Below are 17,827 nucleotides of genomic sequence, written 5' to 3' on the forward strand. Positions count from 1 at the left end.
GCTCCCACAGGGGATTGAGGTTGCCTGTGCGATTACTTCCCGGCGTTGATAGTCACAGTCTTGATCGCGCCCAGTTCCAGGTCCCACTTCTTGAGGATCGCCTGGTAACTGCCGTCATCGATCATGCTCTGCAACGCAACCTTCACCGCTTCACTGAGCTCAGGTTTTTTCTTGCTCACGCCCATACCGGTAAACTGCTCGGAGATCGGCAGGCCCACGGTCTTGTACATGTCCTTTTCCTGGGTCTTGAGGTAGGGCAGGGTTTCGCTGCCCTGCATGGCCGCATCGATGCGGCTCTGGCGCAGTTGCGCCCGGGCATCGGCCGAACCCTCGGTGCCGACCACGTTGATTGCAGGCTTGCCGGCGGCTTCACAGTTGGCTTTGCTCCACTCGGCGATCTCCGCCGGGAAAGTGGTGCGGCGGCTGGTGCCGACCCTCTTGCCACACAGGTCGATGATCGCGTTGGTGTCCTTGTTTTTCTGCAGGGTGTAGAACTGCGGTCCGCTGGTGAAATAGTCGACGAAGGTCACGCTGGCCTGACGTTCGGCGGTGTCGGTCATGCCCGACAGCACCATGTCCACGCGGTCGGTGGTCAACGCATTGATCATTTGCTCGAAGCCGGTTTCCTGCCATTTGATCTTCACACCCAGGCGTTCGGCCAGGGCATTGCCCAGGTCGTAGTCAAAGCCGGTGAGGGTGTTGGTGGCCGGGTCCTTGAAATCCATCGGCGGGTAGTTCGGCATGATCGCTACGACGATTTCGCCCTTGGCCTTGATGCTGGCCGGCAATTCGGCGGCGAAGGAAAAACCGGATGCCATAACGCCTGCGAGTACTGCTGGAATAACGAAGTTCTTCATGGTCGTTCTCTTATGAGTGTTGTGAGCGCCAACGGGCGCCTAGGTTCGAACGGCAGAAATGAAGCTCTGGGTGCGAGGGTTTTGCGGACTTATTAGTATTTCTTCGGGGCTTCCAGCCTCCACGATCTGCCCGCCGTCCATGAACACCATGCGGTTGGAAACCTCGCGGGCGAAGCCCAGTTCATGGGTGACGACGATCATGGTCATGCCGGTCTGCGCGAGATCGCGCATCACCGACAGCACCTCACCGACCAGTTCCGGGTCGAGTGCCGAAGTGGGTTCATCGAACAGCATCAGCTTGGGACGCATGGCCAACGCGCGGGCAATGGCGACGCGTTGCTGCTGACCACCGGAAAGCTCTATCGGGTAGCTGTGGTGCTTGTCGGCCAGGCCGACGCGGGCAAGCAGTTCCAGGGCTTCTTCATGCGCCTCTTTGGGCGAACGCTTGAGCACCTGGCACGGGCCTTCGATGATGTTTTGCAACACGGTCATGTGCGGGAACAGGTTGAACCGTTGGAACACCATGCCGGTGGCCAGGCGCTGGCGGGCGATCTGCGTTTCGTTGAGTTCGTGCAGCTTGTTGCCGACGATTCGGTAACCCACCAGCTCGCCATCGACCCACAGGCCGCCCTTGTCGATTTTTTCCAGCTGGTTGACGCAGCGCAGCAAGGTGCTCTTGCCCGAGCCGGACGGGCCGATAATGCACAGCACTTCGCCTTGCTCGACCTCGATGTTGATGTCCTTCAGGGCGTGGAACTGGTCGTAGTATTTGTTCAGGCTCACGGCCTTGACGATGCTTCTCATGTGCGGCTCCTCAAGAACGCTTGCCGGCGCCGCGAGCGAAACGACGCTCCAGCCGGCTTTGGCCAAAGGACAGGACGGTGACCGTGGCCAGGTACCAGATCCCGGCGACGATCAGCAGCTCCATCACGCGGGCGTTTGCGTAGTAGATGTTCTGGGCGTTGTAGAGCAGTTCCGAGTACTGGATCACACTCGCCAGCGAGGTCATCTTCACCATGCCGATGAACTCGTTGCCCACCGGTGGGATGATGATGCGCATGGCCTGGGGCAGGATGATCCGGCGCAGCGCTTGCAGGCGCGGCATGCCGATCGACTTGGCGGCTTCGTACTGCCCGGTGTCCACCGAGAGCAGGCCGGCACGGACCACTTCGGCGGTGTAGGCACCCTGGTTGATGCTCAAGCCAAACAGTGCCGCGACGAACGGAGTCATCAGGCTCACAGTGTCCATTTCGAACACGCCGGGGATGCCGATGGTGGGGAAGATCAGCGCGAGGTTGAACCACAACAGCAACTGCAGAATCAGCGGCGTACCGCGAAACAGCCACGTGTAGGTCAGCGCCACGTAGCGCAGGATCGGGTTGGCCGACATGCGCATGATCGCGGTGATCACGCCGAACACGATACCCAGCGCCATCGCCAGCACCGCCATGACGATGGTGTTTAGCAGCCCCCACATGATCGCCTCGGAGGTGAGGAACTGGCCGATGTACGACCATTCGATCTTGCCTTCGGCGAAGGCGCGCACCAGGCCGATGAGTGCGATAACGATCACCGTGGCGAAGAAGATCCGCCCGTAATAACGCCGGGGCACATGATCGTACTGGGTGATGTCGAACTGGTTTTCCGCCAGCTTGCGCTCCGCCTGGAGTCGTTCTGCCTGTGTCTGGCTCATGTTGGTTCTCCGTACGCTTTTTCCAGATCCACCACATTCCCCTGTGGGAGCGAGCCTGCTCGCGAATGCGGTGGGTCAGTCAACATTGATTTGATCGGGATACCGCGTTCGCGAGCAGGCTTGCTCCCACAGGTTTTGCGTCATGAACTAAAGGCGGAACCCTTGATACTCCTCGGTCCACGTTTGCTGAGCGGCGAGGGCGCTTTTCAGCCGACCAAGCTGTTCACGCACCCGTTCTGGCGCGGTGCCGCCCCAGCCGCTGCGGGCGGCGATGGCAGCCTCCAAGGTCAGGCTTTCGCGTACTTCGGGGGTGAGACGCGGGTCGATTTCCGCCAGCAGTGCCGGGGAGGCTTCCCACAGTTCGATAGCGTGTTTCTCGCAAGCCTGGACCAGCGCACCGGTAATCTCGTGAGCCTCCTTGAACGGCACGCCGCGCACCGCCAGCCAGTCGGCGACTTCGGTGGCAAGGGTAAAACCCAGCGGTGCCTGGCGACGCAACTCTTCGACGTCGACCTTCATCGTCGCCACCATTCCGGCCATGGCCGGCAGCACCAGCAGCAAGGTGTCGACGCTGTCGAGAACGCCGTGCTTGTCTTCGCTCAAGTCGCGGTTGTAGGACAGTGGCAAGGATTTGAGCGTGGACAGCAACCCGGTGAGGTTGCCGATCAGGCGACCCGCCTTGCCCCGTGCCAGTTCGGCGATGTCAGGATTCTTTTTCTGCGGCATGATCGAGCTGCCGGTAGCGTAGGCATCGTCCAGCGCGATCCAGCGAAATTGCCGCGACGACCACAGGCAGAACTCTTCGGCGAGGCGCGAAATGTTGATGCCGAGCATGCTGGCGATGAACAGGAACTCGGCGACGTGATCGCGGCTGGCCACGGCATCGATGGAGTTCTCGCATACACCGCTGTAGCCCATCTCCCTTGCCGACTGCTGAGGTAAACGAGCGATCGCCGAACCGGCCATGGCCGCCGCACCGAGTGGCGACAGCGAAGTGCGCGCGTCCCAATCCACCAGGCGCTGCACGTCGCGCAGCATCGATTGGGCGTGGGCCAGCAGGTGATGGGCAAACACGATCGGCTGTGCCTGCTGCAGGTGAGTAAATCCGGGGCAGATGCTCTCGATGTGCTGCTCGGCCTGGTTCACCAGCGCCTGCTGCAAGCCCAGCACTTCAACGGCCAGGGTACGTACGTGGTCACGCAGGAACAGCCGCAGATCGTTAGCCGTCTGGTCGTTGCGCGAACGCCCGGCCCGCAGCTTGCCACCGAGTGCACCGAGGCGTTCGGTCAGCAGCCGCTCGATGAACGTGTGGACGTCTTCATCGTCCAGGGTCGGGGCGATGATGCCAGCGCGGTAGTCCGTGCTGATGCGCTCCAACGCGTCGAGCATGGTCAGGGTTTCTTGCTCGTTCAGCAGTCCGGCACGCTGTAATTCCCGGGCATGTGCCTTAGAGCCGGCGAGGTCGTACGGGGTGAGCCGAAAGTAGCGTTCAGGGCAACGGGAGAGGGCCGCCAAGGCTTCGGAAGGGCCGCTTTTGAAACGCGCCCCCCAGAGACGGTCGGTGGGTTGGGACATTGTTGTTTTCCTCGTCGGTAACGCGAACTGAAACGGGTACTCCAGGCCGCAACATCGCCACAAAACAAGCGAACGAAGTCAGGCCAGAGCAGTTTTCAAGAGGGCAGTTGCATCGGTGCGAGTGCTGATCGAAGTGTCAGCTTTTAATGTTTTGCGATCAGCGCCTTGGCACTGATGTTCTGGATTTATTGGCGGTTGCCAAGCCTGGTTTTCTGTGTTCATTATTATTAGGCCAGCGTGTTTTTGTTGTGGGCACAGGTTCTTGAATTGGGCGTCAGAGGTAAATAAGCATTATGGAAACCCCACTTTCCAATTCCGGAAACCCGCCGCCGAAAATGCCGCAACGGGCACCGCTAGCCCTCAGCGGGCTGGACTTCAAACTGCTCAAAGTGTTCAAGGCCGTGGTCGAGGCAGGGGGCTTCAGTGCAGCGCAAAATGAGCTGAATGTGGGATTGGCTGCCATCAGCAAGCAGATTTCCGACCTGGAAATCCGCATCGGCATGCGCCTCTGCACACGCGGTCGCGAGGGCTTTCACCTGACGGAAGAGGGGCGCCTGGTGTATCAGGCGTCAATCGATTTATTTGCCTCGGTCGACAACTTTCGCGATCGCCTTAGTTCAGCGCAAAACGAACTTGTCGGTGACCTGGGCGTGGGCGTTATTGATAATACGATCTCTGACGAAAACTCCCCGTTAGTTGCCGCGCTCAGGCGCATGAACGAACAATCGCCGAAGGTCAGGTTTCAACTTCAGGCCAGCCAACTCGACGAGGTTGAAAGAGGCGTCGTCGAGGGGCGGCTGGTGGCGGGAATCGTGCCGATCTATCAAAAACGCGAGGAGTTCGACTACTACGAGCTGTACGAAGAACGCTCGGAAGTCTATTGCGCCCTCGGCCACCCGTTGTTCAGCATGGCGGAGGCGGACATGGGCGAGGATGTGCTCAAGGCCCACGAGTGCATCAACCATCGTTACGCGATTCATCGCGACAAACTGAAGTTTGCTCACTACGACAGTTTTTCCGCCTCGGCCACCCAAGTGGAGGCCGTTGCGCTGCTGATCAAAACGGGGCGTTTTTTGGGATTCCTGCCCCAGCATTACGCCGCGCCGATGGTGGCGCGGGGCGAGTTTCGCGCGGTACGGCCGGATCTGATCAACATCGTCACCCCGTTCAGTCTGATGCTGCGTCACAACACGGTGCGCAGCCCGCTGGTCAAGGCGTTTGCAGAGGCGCTGGGCGTGGATCTGAAGGCTCCGGTCTGACTGCTCTAGGCGCCTGGGCTCATCTCGACTCGATCAACTTTGATGCCTTCTGAACGCTGCATGGTTTCCGGAACCCCAACCCATAACAGCAAAAACGCCGCTCCGGCGACCCCGGCAAGTGTCAGGAATGCCGCATCGTATCCCGCCGCTTCAACCACAAATCCCGCCAGACCGTTGCTCAACGCCGCACCGAGGCCAAACACCGTTGTGAGTGCGCCGAGGCTGATATTGAAATGGCCGGAACCGAGGGTGAGGTCCTTGACCATAACCGGGAACAACGCGCCGAAAAGACCGGCGCCGACACCGTCGAGCAGCTGTACCGCAACCAACCAGTACGGATCATCCGACAAGGTGTAGAGCAGACCACGCAACGGCAGGATCAGAAAACCCGCCAACAGCAGCGGCTTGCGGCCCCACTGATCGGCTTTGGCGCCAGCCAACAGCGCCATCGGCACCATGACCAGCTGCGCCGCGACGATGCAGGCGGAAGTGAGCGGGGTGGCCATATGCAGATTGGCTTGCGCAAGTTTCTGGCTCACCAGCGGCAGCATGGCGGCATTCGCGAGGTGGAACAGCGCGCAGCAAACCGCAAACATCAACAACGGCCGGTGGCTGAGCAACACGGTAAACCCGGAGGGCTGAGGGTGATCGGTGCCACGAGGTTCGAGACCGCGAGCCAGATCATGGTCGATGGCTTCAGCCGAGACGAACGCCACGGCACACACGCTTGCCAGCGCCATGACCGCCATCAGGTAAAACACCGCTACCGGGCCGAACAGGTAAGCAGACAAACCGGCCAGCAACGCCGCGCAGGCGTTGCCGGCATGATTAAAAGTTTCGTTGCGCCCGGTTCGCCGCGTGAATGCTCGAGGACCAGTGATGCCAAGGGTAATCGCCGAAATGGCCGGGGCAAAAATCGATGCTGCTACCGCACTCAAGGCCTGCGTAAGCGCCACCAGGCTGAATGACGAGACGAAGGGCAACACCAGGCAACTGGCGGTCACGACCAGCGCGGCCATCACAATCAGCGCGCGCTTGGCACGGCTGCTGTCCACCAGCGCTCCAGCGGGCGTCTGCGTGATCAGGGCCGCGACGCCAGCAATCGTCATCACCACGCCGATGCTCGCCGGGTCCCATTGATGCACCGCCAGCAAGTAAATCGCCAGATACGGCCCGAGACCGTCGCGCACGTCGGCGAGAAAGAAGTTGAGGCTGTCCAGCGACAGGTTTTTGCGGCGATCCAGGTGGGCAGTCACGGGGGAGTCTTTTCGATGTGAGGTTCGGCGAAATTGACTCAACCTCGGCGAGGTTAGAGACCGGTGCGGTGGGGATTAGTTGCAGGGGGGGGCGGATCCGGATCCTGAACGTATGCTGCAAACAAGTGGGCGATGTCAAATATTCATAAGCCGCTCTTAATCCCGCCGTACTTGGCTCAGTACGCTCAGAACGAATGCGTTTATTCATCGATTTATGTTCCTCAACGGGGTTTCCCGCTCGTCTGGCCGAATCCGACCTTTTGCGACTAGAGCACGGAGTGGCATCGGGGGATTGATGCGGGACGACGGTGACATCCGACATACTGAGATAGATTTTTTGAAAAAAAATTCATATAGAAATGAGAAAGCGACCTGGAGGAGGATATGCTGTACTAAGTCCTGCAATGCATTTGATAACGGCGCTTGACTATCGCTTTTTTTATAGCGCACCCGCGCAGTAAAAAACTTATAAAATGAGGTTTTTGCCATGCTCTCTCAAGTAAGAATTTTTTTGATAAAAATACTAATAGCCGCCAGTTTATTTTTTGTGAGCAATGTTCATGCGGCCGACGTTAAAAAAGAAAGCAATTGTTACGAGGAACTGGCAGGGCTTGACGAATGGCCGCTCAAATCCGGACTAAGCATTAGAAAGGATGCCCTTGGAAATTTGCATGCTGCTTTCGGTCGAGATAAAGGTAAGTGTTACTTGCAATATTTAGAAGGAACGATCGTGTGGGATGGAGAGAAAGCATATCCAAATGGCCTCAAGGTGAGTATAAGGCCAGAAGAACCTAGTTATTTTACAGTGCTACTTGCGTTTGGAGATGATAAGGGGTGCAGCGACTTGACGACTTGCTTGAAGAAGTCAGCCCGAAGCGAGCCGCAAGCGTATAGAAACAGTGTAATTGTAAATCTTAACAATTATCCAGGATTTAGTTTTCATTTAAATCAGCCCCCTCCTAGCGCATCGAATCGCGACGCTTTGCATATCCTTGAGTATGAAGAAAAGACAACGAATGGCACGGCGCAAAGAATATTTGAATGCCACGGTTTAAGGTCAAAAAGCGTCAGTCGACCCAGTGAGACAAAAATAGATCAGATGAGCGAAATGAATTTTTCCGAACTAAGCAACATTGATTTTTCAAATAATAGAAGTTATTGCGTACTAGAATTTCCCTCTTTCCGTTTCCGTGCTGGGGGAGGGCGGCTGACATTGAATATTTATAAGTTAAACGAAGCTGCACAAGCAATGCCACACATAGAAAACTATCTTTCTAACGCAATAAAATAGGGGTGCATATGAGTTACGTATTTTCTGAGTTTGAGAAGAATAGAACTTTAGAGGCTGTCTCAGTGAGTTCAGGACTGCTTTTTCAAGCAGAGGGATCTGTACCCTATTCAGCTGTTCAGGAAATTCTGACAGGCGCGCGGGATGTAACGGGTAACACACCAGGACAGGTACAGCTTCAGCAACCGCAGGTAATGTCCCGGGTACGCGGATCGATCTGCGAAAAGGTGCCGTTGCAGCTGTGCCGATTCGGCCGATCAAATTCTCGGCTTAACGGCCACTTTGGAGCAGATGGCGTAACCGTCCAGCGTGGCAGCCCAAGATGGCGTCATCAATATTGAGGTCACGGCTTTTGGCATAGGTATAGAAAGCCTGGATCCCGCGCAGATGTGCCGCAGCAGTGTTGTAAGCGCGGTACCTGAGCTTGAGTTGAACGTAGATGAACGGAACGAGTATGGGCAGCGGCACGCATTGACCGGAAGAGAAACGCTTGCGACATTGGAAAATAGAAACTTTTAAAATTTGAAACTTTCTATTTGCAGATCTACTTGCTTAAAAATAATTCCAGTGCACTTTATTTTGATAACGTCTAGCTATAAAAAGCTCCAAATAGCGCATATCTTCCAGTCGGCTATTATTTAAAGTGATGCAATGTCGGATTTTTATATCGAAATAATATAGCGTCAAATGGCTTCCCGCCCATACTGCTACTGTAATTTTGAAACTCTGTAGTTCGTGTGCAAATTTAAAACTTTGTATCCTGATGAATTTTATCAGGAAATCTAAGGATTAGAGCATGGATCCACTTTCTCATCCTTCAAGACCAGCCGGCGCTCCAGAATTTGTCGTATTCAGTCATAAGCAGAATGAGAAAGTTAGCTTGTTCTGTAGGCCTACGTTGTGGCGCTTTGCCGAGGTAGAGTTTGACCCTTGGGTGAAAGAGGTGAGCGTGAACCAGCGCGTGATCTATCTCGACGAGGGAAGCGCTCCAGTGGCCCTCGCGTTCGAAAGCAGGCACGCTTCCGTGCTCGTATTCTCCAAGCTAAGCCTGGGTACTTGCTCGTCGAGTCAGATTCAACAATATGCCGACGATAATGGCTTCTTGTGTGAAATTTTAGATTCCCAGTATTTAAAACACGATCACACGCGTTACGAAAATTATCTGCTGATGCTTTCATACATAAACAAACATAGGGAGTCACTTACAGAGCGAAATCTACGCGGCATGCTGAAGTGCCTTCCTCGCCAAGACCTATCGCTGAGCGATGCCATGCAGGCAGTCGAACCGGAATTTTCAGAGTCAGGTGCAGCGTTAGTGTTTGAACTGATCAGAAGAGGACGGTTGACGGTAAAAAATCTAGTCTCGACTAAGTTAAGTGGCACCTCCCTGTTGAGCCATGGAGACGCGTTGCATGAGTGAACAGCGCTTTTCGAGATCAGAGCGCGTACGTGACGGCTATGACTGTGATCACTGGGCCTCAATTGATTTAATGGTTTTGCCGGACAGCATTCGAGGCCAGACAGAGAACCGGATAAAGGCGATCCGAGCCTTCTTAAAGGAGGGCGCCTCGCTTAATGAAATCCAAATAAAGTACGGCATACCCCGTTCGACACTCTACCGTGCGATAGAACGATGCGAAGCGCCTGATAAGAACGGAAGTCCGGTCGGCTGGGCGGCTGCTATTCCCTACATGCGCAGCGGTGAAAAAAAGTACCATCGGATAGCTCCTGCTGGCTCGTCATCTCAGCAGGGGTACTCGGGAGTATTCACTCAACTCGTCGAACAATACCAGCGTTTGGCGGATTGGTTGACGGCGCAAGCAAGTAAATATAAACCCAGAAAATCGGGCGGCGACTACTTCATAGCAATCCATAAAGCGTTCATGCGAGAGTGTATTGAGTGTGGCGTGAAAGAGGATGAGTATCCACTAAATCAGAAAACTCAAGGCATTAGCGGCCTCAGAAAGTGGCTGAAGGATAAGCATCAGGAGTTACAGGCGGAGCAAGAATTGCGATCCTACGCGTCCAATGAAAATGTCCGGGATATCGACCCCTCTGATATCTTAGAACAAGTTGAAGCAGATGGGCACAAGTTGGACATACGGCTGGTCATTCGTGATGTGAACGCTTACGGAGAGCCGGTAGAGTATGAAATTCTCAGGGTCTGGCTGATTGCCCTGATTGAGAAGTTTTCACGGTGTGTACTGGGTTACTCATTGGCGTTAGGGCATAACTATGATCAGGTGGATCTGCTTACGGCAATCTACCGTGCCTTGAGTCCGCACACGCGTCCACCTGTCCGTATACCCGACACCTGTTATCACGATCAAGGGGGATTCCCCTCAGAAACGGCCGGCGCTTGGCAGACCTGGTCTACATTAAAACTGGACAACGCGTGGGCCCATAAGGCAAAGCATGTAATTGATGTGTTGACGGATAGGTTAGGTTGTGTGGTGGAGTTTGGCAGGCCGCATACCCCAAATGACCGCCCTATCGTAGAGCGTTTTTTCCTCTATTTGGTGCAAAACTTCTCTCATCGCGTAATCGGCACTACTGGCAGTGAGTCTAAAGATGAAATAAAAGCGCGCTTATCACCAAAATCAAAAAATCCGCTAAAGATGCTGTTGTCGCTCGATGAGTTGGAAAGTGCATTAGATATAGTCATCTCTGATTATAATGGCCGGCCCCATTCGGCCATTCAGAACCATACCCCCCTGGATCTCTACCTGTTGCGCTTGTCCGCTAGAGCGCTACCACCGAACACGCTGCCTGTCCGCTTCCAGCAGGAGGCGGCTTTTACGAAAGTTCGTGAGATAAAGACAGTGAAGACCAATGCGAAATATGGAGGGGCTTTCATCAATTTTGCATACCAAAAATATCGAAATCCAGACGTGCTGCGCAGTAATTCAGCCGGGCAGAAGATGATCATCGAGTATTCACGTAGGGATGTATCTTCGATCAATTTGTTGGATGAGTTTGGGAAGTTCGTTGGCGTGCTGACACCGCCGCCGCCTTACTCCACCACGGCGCACAGCTACAAATTGCAAACGGAGATCTCAAAAGCCGTTAAAGATGGTCAGTTTCGATTTTCGGACAATGAATCATTCATCGAAGCAGTCCTGAGGTTTCAGTTGAAAGGCAACACAATAAGCCGGGCAAGTGCCACAAGTTTCTACAAACATGTCGGGGCTGCTTCTTTACGGCCGCCCGTTGAAGAAACCACGCTGCCTATGGAACCTGAACCACAACATGACCGCGTAAAGCTCTCCAAAGTGTTCACTTTCTAATAAGGAGACCGCAATGGACATTCGGGATACCCGCCCCATCGAGGTTGAGCTCCACCCCGTTTGTAATCAGCGTTATTTAATACCGACTTTCTCAATTGGAGAAACCTATGCATTAGTGCTTAAAGTTATCCGGCGCAGAGACTCGGGTTTAGTGATTTGGGGGCATACTCGCTACGGCAAGACGTGGGCGATGATGTACTGCCAGCAATGCCTGGTCCAGGATTTTCCGGATTTCCCGGTGGTCATTTACAACGCAAAGCGAGAGGTGTTCGCCACCAAAGGTAATTTTTACAACTCATTGCTGGCGGTCGTTGGCCACAAGCAATCGAATGACAACGTCAGCATTTCAAAAAAACATCTGCGGCTCGTGAATTTTATGGAGCAAGCAGCACTCAAGGATCCGCGGCAAGTCTACATTCTCTTCGTGGATGAAGCGCAGCGACTCCAGCAGCCGCATTATGACTGGATCAAAGACATCTACAACGACCTGAGGCTGAAAGGGGTGACTCTGTTGCCAATTCTTGTCGGTCAACAGCAGTTGTTGGACCAGAAAAAAGCACTCCTCAAGTCCGGTGTGGAAGGTGAAGCCATCGTCAATAGATTCATGCTTTATGAGCATCCTTTCCGCGGCATACGCGAGAAAGAAGACTTCGCGACCTGCCTCGGCTTTTTTGACAGCACCCCCTATCCGGCCACTACCTCCTGGACCTTTACCAAATTCTTTTTACCGCAGGCCTATGCCAATGGTTTTCGACTAGCGCATGTTAAGGACATCTTGTGGGATGCTTTCTGTGATAGCTATCAGGAATTAAAGCTGAAAAGCAAGATGGAGATACCCATGCAGTATTTCAGCAAAACCATAGAGATTATTCTGCGTGACAGTGTGGACTTGGATCAGCCGGAGTACACCATCACCAGGGAGTTCAGCTTGCGGTCGATCCGAGAATCGTGGTTTTTAGCCGCAACGCTCAACACGAAGACTGCGGACCAGAATGCCTGACGATGATCATTGTCCCTGATGCGAAAACGCTCAGCGTTGTACCTAGTTACTGCCCTGTAGTTCCTCGGTACATAGTCTACGAGTCTGCCTATTCTATTCTTAGCCGGTTTGCGCTGTACAACGTCATCCGTGGCGATGCTGTGGTCAAGGTCTTCGCCCCGGTAAAGAATCCGGAAGGGGGTAGGCGTAGCCGATGGTTAAACCTTGCCCATAGCGCGTCCGTTAATCCTGTGGCGCTCCAAGAATGCTTTAGCCTGGATGGCGCACAACAAGATGCTCTTTTTTTAGTCCCATCAGCACAGCCTTTCAGTGAACACGTCGCCACCACACTAAGAGTTTGTCCATTGTGCCTGGCGCGTGGTGTGCATTATTCCATCTTCCAGTACCTGCTCATCCAGCAGTGTCCAGTCCATCAAGTCGAGCTGACCCAAACCTGCCGAACTTGTGGTGGGTCCATGGATTATTCACTGAACAGCAGGTTGTTCCAGGAGGCATACGCTTGCCACCATTGCGGACGACTGCTGTGGTACAAAGAAAGCAGCAGTGGATGGTCGTACCTAAATAAATCTGGGCTCAATCGCCTGACGTTGGCGCATCGGATCTTTGAGCGTGGCAGAGGCCGGAGGATCTATTTTGATATCAGTCAGCCTACGAATTTGTATTTCGATAATACTGTGCAATTTTCCGCTGTCACCCACGATTTTGTCGTGCGCCAACGCGCACTGTATAAAGAAGTTCAAAGCTGGGTTACCGCAGGTCGTGGCGGGCCTGGGGCTGGCTTTTACCGGACAACCAACACCGGCCGTTGTGTAATCCTTGAGGAGGCGCTGAGCGATGAGGCGGTCGCCGCTCTTGTTCCTGCGCTGAAAAGTATCTTTCGGCAGATAAGAAAGCGCGTGTTACCGGGCATCCGGCTGAGCAACCGGCGCTTGGCTGGAATGTGGAGAAACATTGAGGGGACTGAAATTCCTCGGTCAGGGTATCGGCTGGCCGGCTATCTTGACTGGCTCTGCTTTTGGTATGACATACAAGCGCCCGCGGATTTGCGTTCGAAAGCGCGGCGCTCTCTAACCAGTAAGCTTAGAGCCTGGCTTGACTCCAAGCGGGAACACGAAGTGTTTACGCTATTAAAAGGAAAGCCCGAAAAGCACTGGCTGATAATGAAAATATTCGCGCATGAGGTCGCTCACTTCATGGCCATGCAACTGCAATCGTTATCAGCCCCCGAGCCCGATGCCGGCGACCCCGAATCAAGCGGCATCGTCTATCACCGTACCGTCGGCCCTGCTGCATGGGCAGTGGTAGTACTGGCAACTGACGCAACTTGTACATTTCATTTTTGCGCTCGTTGCGCGCTGATTGGAATGGGCCGGCCGTGTATGACTGCTGAAGAGCTGCGTGCGGCAATCGCAGCTCTGTCGCATTAGTCTTCTGCAGACTAAAGAAACTAGTGCCTCATTCACCAGCGACTCAGTTGTCGTTATCGTCTTCGGTAATAAAGACCTGACCGTTACTGAAATTGGTACGCGACAGCGAGGCGGATATGCCAGAAGGGCTTGTATCTTTCGCAGCGTCCGAAGCTATCCTGGAGTTACGGATCGCGTCATCCCAATCTACGTAGCAATATTGGTCATCCAGCGCTGTCGATGCCCCACGCGTCAGTCTATTGTCAACCTCGGGCGAAAACTGGAGATTGACAACTTTTGTGCGTGCTTCATCGATGGAGTTTACTTCCGTTCCTACACTGACAAATCCATTCGGAAAGGGTTCTGCGTCGTGACAGTAAAGGTCGACTGCCTGAGCGCAGTTTACACTCGTCACCATGAGCGAGAAGCGATAGCGGCGCTCCAAGACGGTCTCTATGTCATGAGCGTCCATGGTGAACTCAACCTGAGCATCCCCCATGCTGAACAAATGGTCATGATTACAGCGGTACTTGGCCAGGTGATGATGCCGGCCTAGCAGTACCTGCAGGAGTATGGCCGTATCGTCAGCCAGGTGGGCTTCTTTTCCATTATCGAATTGGAGGTACCAGAAATCGGCGCCTTCGGAAAACAAATCAGCGCAGCGAATTTTGGCGAGATCGGAGGTGGTGCATCCCGTTTCCTGCAATACGCGAAGCATGGCCAGATCTCTCACCCAGTGGTCCAGCCCCCGGCAGGTGGCGCTTATCAGTTCCAGGCCTTCGCCTGAGTACAGCTTTGCATGCGCTGTGAGCTCAGTGGTACGGACAAAGTGGGCGGCTTGACGGTAGAGCTTCTTCATTTGGGAGCGCAAGGGGGCCAGATTTTTGCCGAAGCGATGTTCCTGCCAACGCATGACGGCGGCGATTCTAGAAGCGGCCTGGCGGCTGCTCAGTCGACCCAAGCCCTTCAGTTGACGTTGGATGAGCAAATCGTCGATGTATACAGGCAGATAGTAGTTCCTGGGCTCTGTGGGCTCACCCGGGTAGACACTGATATGTGAAAGATAAAAATACACGTAGGCCTCTAGCGGCAGCAGGCTCTCACTGAGTGATTTGTACTGTGTATGGCGCAACCATAAGTCAAAGTGCTGAAGATAGCGCGCCACTTTGCGCTGCCTGCGCAAGGGGATGGTGCTCAGTAGAAAATCGGTGATTTCCTGACCCAGACTGGGAATGAAATAGATTTTTTGCAGTATTGCCATGGGCTGCTCCGACAGGCAATCATCATGGATGAACCCTACACGGGGACTTCCAATACCACGGTTTCTCCCTGCGCTGATCAAGCGCAGCGCCTTGAACCAGGCCTTCCTTGATCAATCACCGCGCCTGCTTGCGGGCTTGGTGATGCACTCCAGATAGACGCGCAGCCGCCGCTTGGCAAGATCCCCAAAGTTCCTATAAACAACTCATGAGGCAGTCATCCCAAGAAGGCCATCCCGTCCCGCCCTGGTAATTTCATTGAGTACACTGACGCTCGGTAGGGTTCCCTGCGCTGTGCCCGACGACCCTCTACTTGCAGTCTAGCAAACATCTTGACGAGCATTCACTGCAAGAGGTTGCGCTACCTGCAAGCGGCTCGGGAATTTGTCCGTCGACTCGGTAGAACTCTAGCGCGCCTACTTCGTGGAAAGCCGTGCGTCGATCGTATGGCAGCCCGATGCATGGATTGGGTAGCGCTAGGATGTTAAGTCGCTCTGCACAACCAACGACGCCCCCTCATCAGGCTGCGCAGCCGCTACCGACGGATCGGAGAGTAATTGGCTGGCCCGACTGCCAAGCAAAGAACCGGCCTGGAAGTAGCCCATCACCGTGCTCACACTGCGGTGCTCGGTCATCGCCATCACCTCACCGAGCGGCACGCCCTGGCGTCCCGCTTCGGTGACGAAGCCTGAGCGCAGGCTGTGCGCGGCCCAGTCCCCGTCGAGCCCGGCCAATGCGGCGCGGCGTTTGACAATCCGCGCAACCTGGTCGCCGCTCAGGCCACTCGCGCCGACCCGCCCTCCCTTGTACAACCGGCGAAACAGCGGACCGCTGTCGGCGGGAGCGGCGGCCAGCCAAGCGGCGAGGGCCTGCGCTGCAGGACCTCGCAGCGGCTTCTCCCGACGAACGCCACCGGTGTCGGTCTTAGTCGCGCCGAGCGCGTACAGCCAGGTGTCGGCATCCAGTCGACGCACATCGCTGACCTGCAGGCCGACCACTTCCGAGCGACGCCGACCGCCACCGCTCCAGGCCAGCAAGAGAAGGGCGCGGTCACGTATGCCGCGCACGCCGTCGTCACAGGTGGCGAGCAGTGCCTGCAACGGCTCGAGCACGATCGCGGTTTTCTTGCGCACGTTCACGCCCTGGCGTGCCTGCGCCTTGCGTGCCTCGCGCAGCAGCGTTTTTAACGCCGGCGCCTCGGTCGGGCTGCCCCACTCATTGATCCGATGCCATTTGCCCAAGACGGCTAGGCGATGGCTCACCGTGTTGAACGCCAGTGGTCCCAGCTTGCTCTTGACCCGGGCAGCGATCAGTAGGGCGTCGATGCCTGGCGGCAGCAGGTGTGCCCAAGTGCCGTCGGCCAACGGCCGCGCCAGATGATCGAGGACAAACTGCACCGCCACGGCCGCTGGGAGCGGCGCATCGCCCAATGCCTGGCCGTAACGCAATTGCAGCCAGGCCGACCAGTAGGCGAGGGCGCTGCGATAGCTGCGCACGGTATTGGCTGCGGTGCCAGCGGCGATAAACGCCGCCGCAGCTTCCTGGGTGTGGAGCGCTAGGGTTTGCGGGTCTAGGGGCGTTTCGTCGACCAGTGTCAACTGATCTGTAATATTTAATACGTTCAACGTATGATAATTCCAATATTTAAAAAATAATGTCGGATAACATTAAATTATCAGACCTAATATACGCCGAGGTGAGCCATGGCAGTAGGGGTACCGGAAAACGACGTTTTTGCCGCCGCGGACGCAGTGTTGGCCCGCGGTGAGCGGCCGACGGTCGAACGTGTACGCCTGGAACTGGGTCGAGGTAGCCCGGCGCGAGTCGGCGGGCTACTGGATATTTGGTGGGCGCGTTTGGCCGAACGTCTGAATGGCGAAACGCGACTGCCGACATTACCCGGTGAAGTGTCACAAGCCTTTGTTGCCGTGTGGCAACAGGCGATTCACTTAGCGCAAGGTGTGGCCGAACAAGCTTTGGCTCAGCAGCGCGAAGTATTGGAGGCCGAGCGTGAACGACTGGCGACGGTCGAGGATCAAGTGCGACAGGATCTAGCAAAGGGACGCCAACAGGTCACAGAGGCCGTGACCGAGCGTCAGGCGGTCGAATCGCGGTTGGCTGACCTGGATCTGCTGCTGGTACAGCGGCAGACGCAGATCGAGGAGCTGCAGCAGCAGCGTGACGTGTTGTCGCGCGAGCGGCATGATACCCAACAGCAAAACCAGGCACTTCAGCAACATCTCCAGGCGTTACGACAGAAGCATGAACAGGAGCGAACAGCTCAGGACAGTTATCTGCGTGGGGTTGAGGATCGCGCCCATCGCGAGATCGATCGCGCCCGGGAGGAGGGGAAAGCCGCAGTAAACCAGTTAAAGGCCGCCAGCCGAAAGTATGACGACCTGCAACGAAAGCTGGAGTTGGCCCAGAGCGAACTGAGCCAAGCACAGCAGCATGCCGCGGCGCAGCTAGCCCGTGCTGAAACCTTGGAACAGCAGTTGATTCAGATTCGTCAGATTCCCGAGACCAAGCGTAAGCCAAGAGCCCGAAAAAATCCGATATCAATTACAAATAACTAAAAGCACTTCCGTTAATCCAGTGAATATGCTTGGGCTAATCTGTTCTGGTAAACACGAATTAGCTTCCGGACCTATCAGTCAAGGACGATACAAATGCCAAATAACTCGGATTGCAATGTCGCCACTGCCGATGCGCTGACGCTGCTGCTGCTGCACAACCAGCATGCGCTCGGTGCGGCTATCGAAGAGATCACTCATTGGATTTCAGGGGATGGCGCAGACATTGTTGCGGATAACGCCGTCGCTGCTTTGGGGGCACTGGATGCAAACGCAAAAGCGATAACAGAGGCAATCATGAAATTACGGGGGTGCTAGGAATCGTTGAGACTGTCATTAATCGGCTAGAAAGTGGCTATTCTCAGGCGGCCGCT

Annotated in this window: 15 protein-coding genes; 8 read left to right on the forward strand and 7 right to left on the reverse strand. The window is 55.3% G+C overall.

Features of this window, described 5'->3' with window-relative positions; all coding sequences use genetic code 11:
- Positions 1 to 32: 32 nt before the first annotated feature.
- From J3P97_RS13430 to argH, 4 genes are all read right to left on the reverse strand, one after another.
- Positions 33 to 857, reverse strand: a complete 825-nt coding sequence (locus J3P97_RS13430; RefSeq protein ID WP_434674449.1) for an ABC transporter substrate-binding protein — start codon at positions 855 to 857, stop codon at positions 33 to 35.
- Between the two features lie 39 nt (positions 858 to 896).
- Positions 897 to 1,661: an amino acid ABC transporter ATP-binding protein gene (locus tag J3P97_RS13435; protein ID WP_434568409.1), complete on the reverse strand. Its 765-nt coding sequence runs from the start codon at positions 1,659 to 1,661 to the stop codon at positions 897 to 899.
- Positions 1,662 to 1,671: 10 nt separating this feature from the next.
- The gene (locus tag J3P97_RS13440) at positions 1,672 to 2,550 is read right to left on the reverse strand and encodes an amino acid ABC transporter permease (protein WP_434568408.1); all 879 of its coding nucleotides are present in this window, start codon (positions 2,548 to 2,550) and stop codon (positions 1,672 to 1,674) included.
- A 147-nt stretch (positions 2,551 to 2,697) separates the two neighbouring features.
- Positions 2,698 to 4,125, reverse strand: a complete 1,428-nt coding sequence (argH, locus tag J3P97_RS13445; protein ID WP_434674450.1) for an argininosuccinate lyase — start codon at positions 4,123 to 4,125, stop codon at positions 2,698 to 2,700.
- A 293-nt stretch (positions 4,126 to 4,418) separates the two neighbouring features.
- Between argH and J3P97_RS13450 the strand changes: the two genes are divergently transcribed.
- Positions 4,419 to 5,384, forward strand: a complete 966-nt coding sequence (locus tag J3P97_RS13450; protein ID WP_434674451.1) for a LysR family transcriptional regulator — start codon at positions 4,419 to 4,421, stop codon at positions 5,382 to 5,384.
- Positions 5,385 to 5,389: 5 nt separating this feature from the next.
- Here the strand turns inward: J3P97_RS13450 and J3P97_RS13455 are convergent, their stop codons facing one another.
- Complete coding sequence (locus J3P97_RS13455; RefSeq protein ID WP_434674452.1) at positions 5,390 to 6,640, reverse strand: MFS transporter; 1,251 nt, start codon at positions 6,638 to 6,640, stop codon at positions 5,390 to 5,392.
- 487 nt (positions 6,641 to 7,127) lie between these two features.
- Here J3P97_RS13455 and J3P97_RS13460 point away from each other — a divergent pair, with 487 nt between their 5' ends.
- From J3P97_RS13460 to J3P97_RS13480, 5 genes are all read left to right on the forward strand, one after another.
- Positions 7,128 to 7,931 carry a hypothetical protein gene (locus J3P97_RS13460; RefSeq protein WP_434674453.1) on the forward strand — a complete coding sequence of 268 codons (804 nt, stop codon included), beginning with the start codon at positions 7,128 to 7,130 and terminating at the stop codon, positions 7,929 to 7,931.
- A gap of 793 nt (positions 7,932 to 8,724) precedes the next feature.
- On the forward strand, positions 8,725 to 9,348 hold the full coding sequence (locus J3P97_RS13465; RefSeq protein WP_434674454.1) for a hypothetical protein: 624 nt from the start codon (positions 8,725 to 8,727) through the stop codon (positions 9,346 to 9,348).
- The gene (locus J3P97_RS13470) at positions 9,341 to 11,215 is read left to right on the forward strand and encodes a helix-turn-helix domain-containing protein (protein ID WP_434674455.1); all 1,875 of its coding nucleotides are present in this window, start codon (positions 9,341 to 9,343) and stop codon (positions 11,213 to 11,215) included. Before J3P97_RS13465 ends, J3P97_RS13470 begins: the two co-directional genes overlap by 8 nt.
- Positions 11,216 to 11,228: 13 nt before the next feature.
- Positions 11,229 to 12,215 carry an ATP-binding protein gene (locus J3P97_RS13475; protein WP_434674456.1) on the forward strand — a complete coding sequence of 329 codons (987 nt, stop codon included), beginning with the start codon at positions 11,229 to 11,231 and terminating at the stop codon, positions 12,213 to 12,215.
- Positions 12,216 to 12,217: 2 nt separating this feature from the next.
- Positions 12,218 to 13,642: a TniQ family protein gene (locus tag J3P97_RS13480; RefSeq protein ID WP_434674457.1), complete on the forward strand. Its 1,425-nt coding sequence runs from the start codon at positions 12,218 to 12,220 to the stop codon at positions 13,640 to 13,642.
- Between the two features lie 43 nt (positions 13,643 to 13,685).
- On the opposite strand, the gene J3P97_RS13485 is transcribed toward J3P97_RS13480, so the two are convergent.
- A complete protein-coding gene (locus J3P97_RS13485) occupies positions 13,686 to 14,882 on the reverse strand; it encodes a hypothetical protein (protein WP_434674458.1) in 1,197 nt (398 codons plus the stop codon).
- Between the two features lie 474 nt (positions 14,883 to 15,356).
- Positions 15,357 to 16,505 (reverse strand): site-specific integrase, encoded by a 1,149-nt coding sequence (locus J3P97_RS13490; RefSeq protein ID WP_434674459.1) that lies wholly within the window; start codon positions 16,503 to 16,505, stop codon positions 15,357 to 15,359.
- A 78-nt stretch (positions 16,506 to 16,583) separates the two neighbouring features.
- Between J3P97_RS13490 and J3P97_RS13495 the strand changes: the two genes are divergently transcribed.
- Positions 16,584 to 17,456 (forward strand): DNA-binding protein, encoded by an 873-nt coding sequence (locus J3P97_RS13495; RefSeq protein ID WP_434674460.1) that lies wholly within the window; start codon positions 16,584 to 16,586, stop codon positions 17,454 to 17,456.
- Positions 17,457 to 17,549: 93 nt separating this feature from the next.
- A complete protein-coding gene (locus tag J3P97_RS13500) occupies positions 17,550 to 17,771 on the forward strand; it encodes a hypothetical protein (RefSeq protein WP_434674461.1) in 222 nt (73 codons plus the stop codon).
- Positions 17,772 to 17,827 lie beyond the last annotated feature (56 nt).

Source organism: Pseudomonas sp. R1-15 (assembly GCF_051132085.1).
GTDB lineage: Bacteria > Pseudomonadota > Gammaproteobacteria > Pseudomonadales > Pseudomonadaceae > Aquipseudomonas.

Coding starts and splice junctions, on each gene's coding strand:
- J3P97_RS13430 (WP_434674449.1), bottom strand. CDS start 857: ATGAAGAACTTCGTTATTCCAGCAGTACTCGCAGGCGTTATGGCATCC.
- J3P97_RS13435 (WP_434568409.1), bottom strand. CDS start 1,661: ATGAGAAGCATCGTCAAGGCCGTGAGCCTGAACAAATACTACGACCAG.
- J3P97_RS13440 (WP_434568408.1), bottom strand. CDS start 2,550: ATGAGCCAGACACAGGCAGAACGACTCCAGGCGGAGCGCAAGCTGGCG.
- argH (WP_434674450.1), bottom strand. CDS start 4,125: ATGTCCCAACCCACCGACCGTCTCTGGGGGGCGCGTTTCAAAAGCGGC.
- J3P97_RS13450 (WP_434674451.1), top strand. CDS start 4,419: ATGGAAACCCCACTTTCCAATTCCGGAAACCCGCCGCCGAAAATGCCG.
- J3P97_RS13460 (WP_434674453.1), top strand. CDS start 7,128: ATGCTCTCTCAAGTAAGAATTTTTTTGATAAAAATACTAATAGCCGCC.
- J3P97_RS13465 (WP_434674454.1), top strand. CDS start 8,725: ATGGATCCACTTTCTCATCCTTCAAGACCAGCCGGCGCTCCAGAATTT.
- J3P97_RS13470 (WP_434674455.1), top strand. CDS start 9,341: ATGAGTGAACAGCGCTTTTCGAGATCAGAGCGCGTACGTGACGGCTAT.
- J3P97_RS13475 (WP_434674456.1), top strand. CDS start 11,229: ATGGACATTCGGGATACCCGCCCCATCGAGGTTGAGCTCCACCCCGTT.
- J3P97_RS13480 (WP_434674457.1), top strand. CDS start 12,218: ATGATCATTGTCCCTGATGCGAAAACGCTCAGCGTTGTACCTAGTTAC.
- J3P97_RS13485 (WP_434674458.1), bottom strand. CDS start 14,882: ATGGCAATACTGCAAAAAATCTATTTCATTCCCAGTCTGGGTCAGGAA.
- J3P97_RS13495 (WP_434674460.1), top strand. CDS start 16,584: ATGGCAGTAGGGGTACCGGAAAACGACGTTTTTGCCGCCGCGGACGCA.
- J3P97_RS13500 (WP_434674461.1), top strand. CDS start 17,550: ATGCCAAATAACTCGGATTGCAATGTCGCCACTGCCGATGCGCTGACG.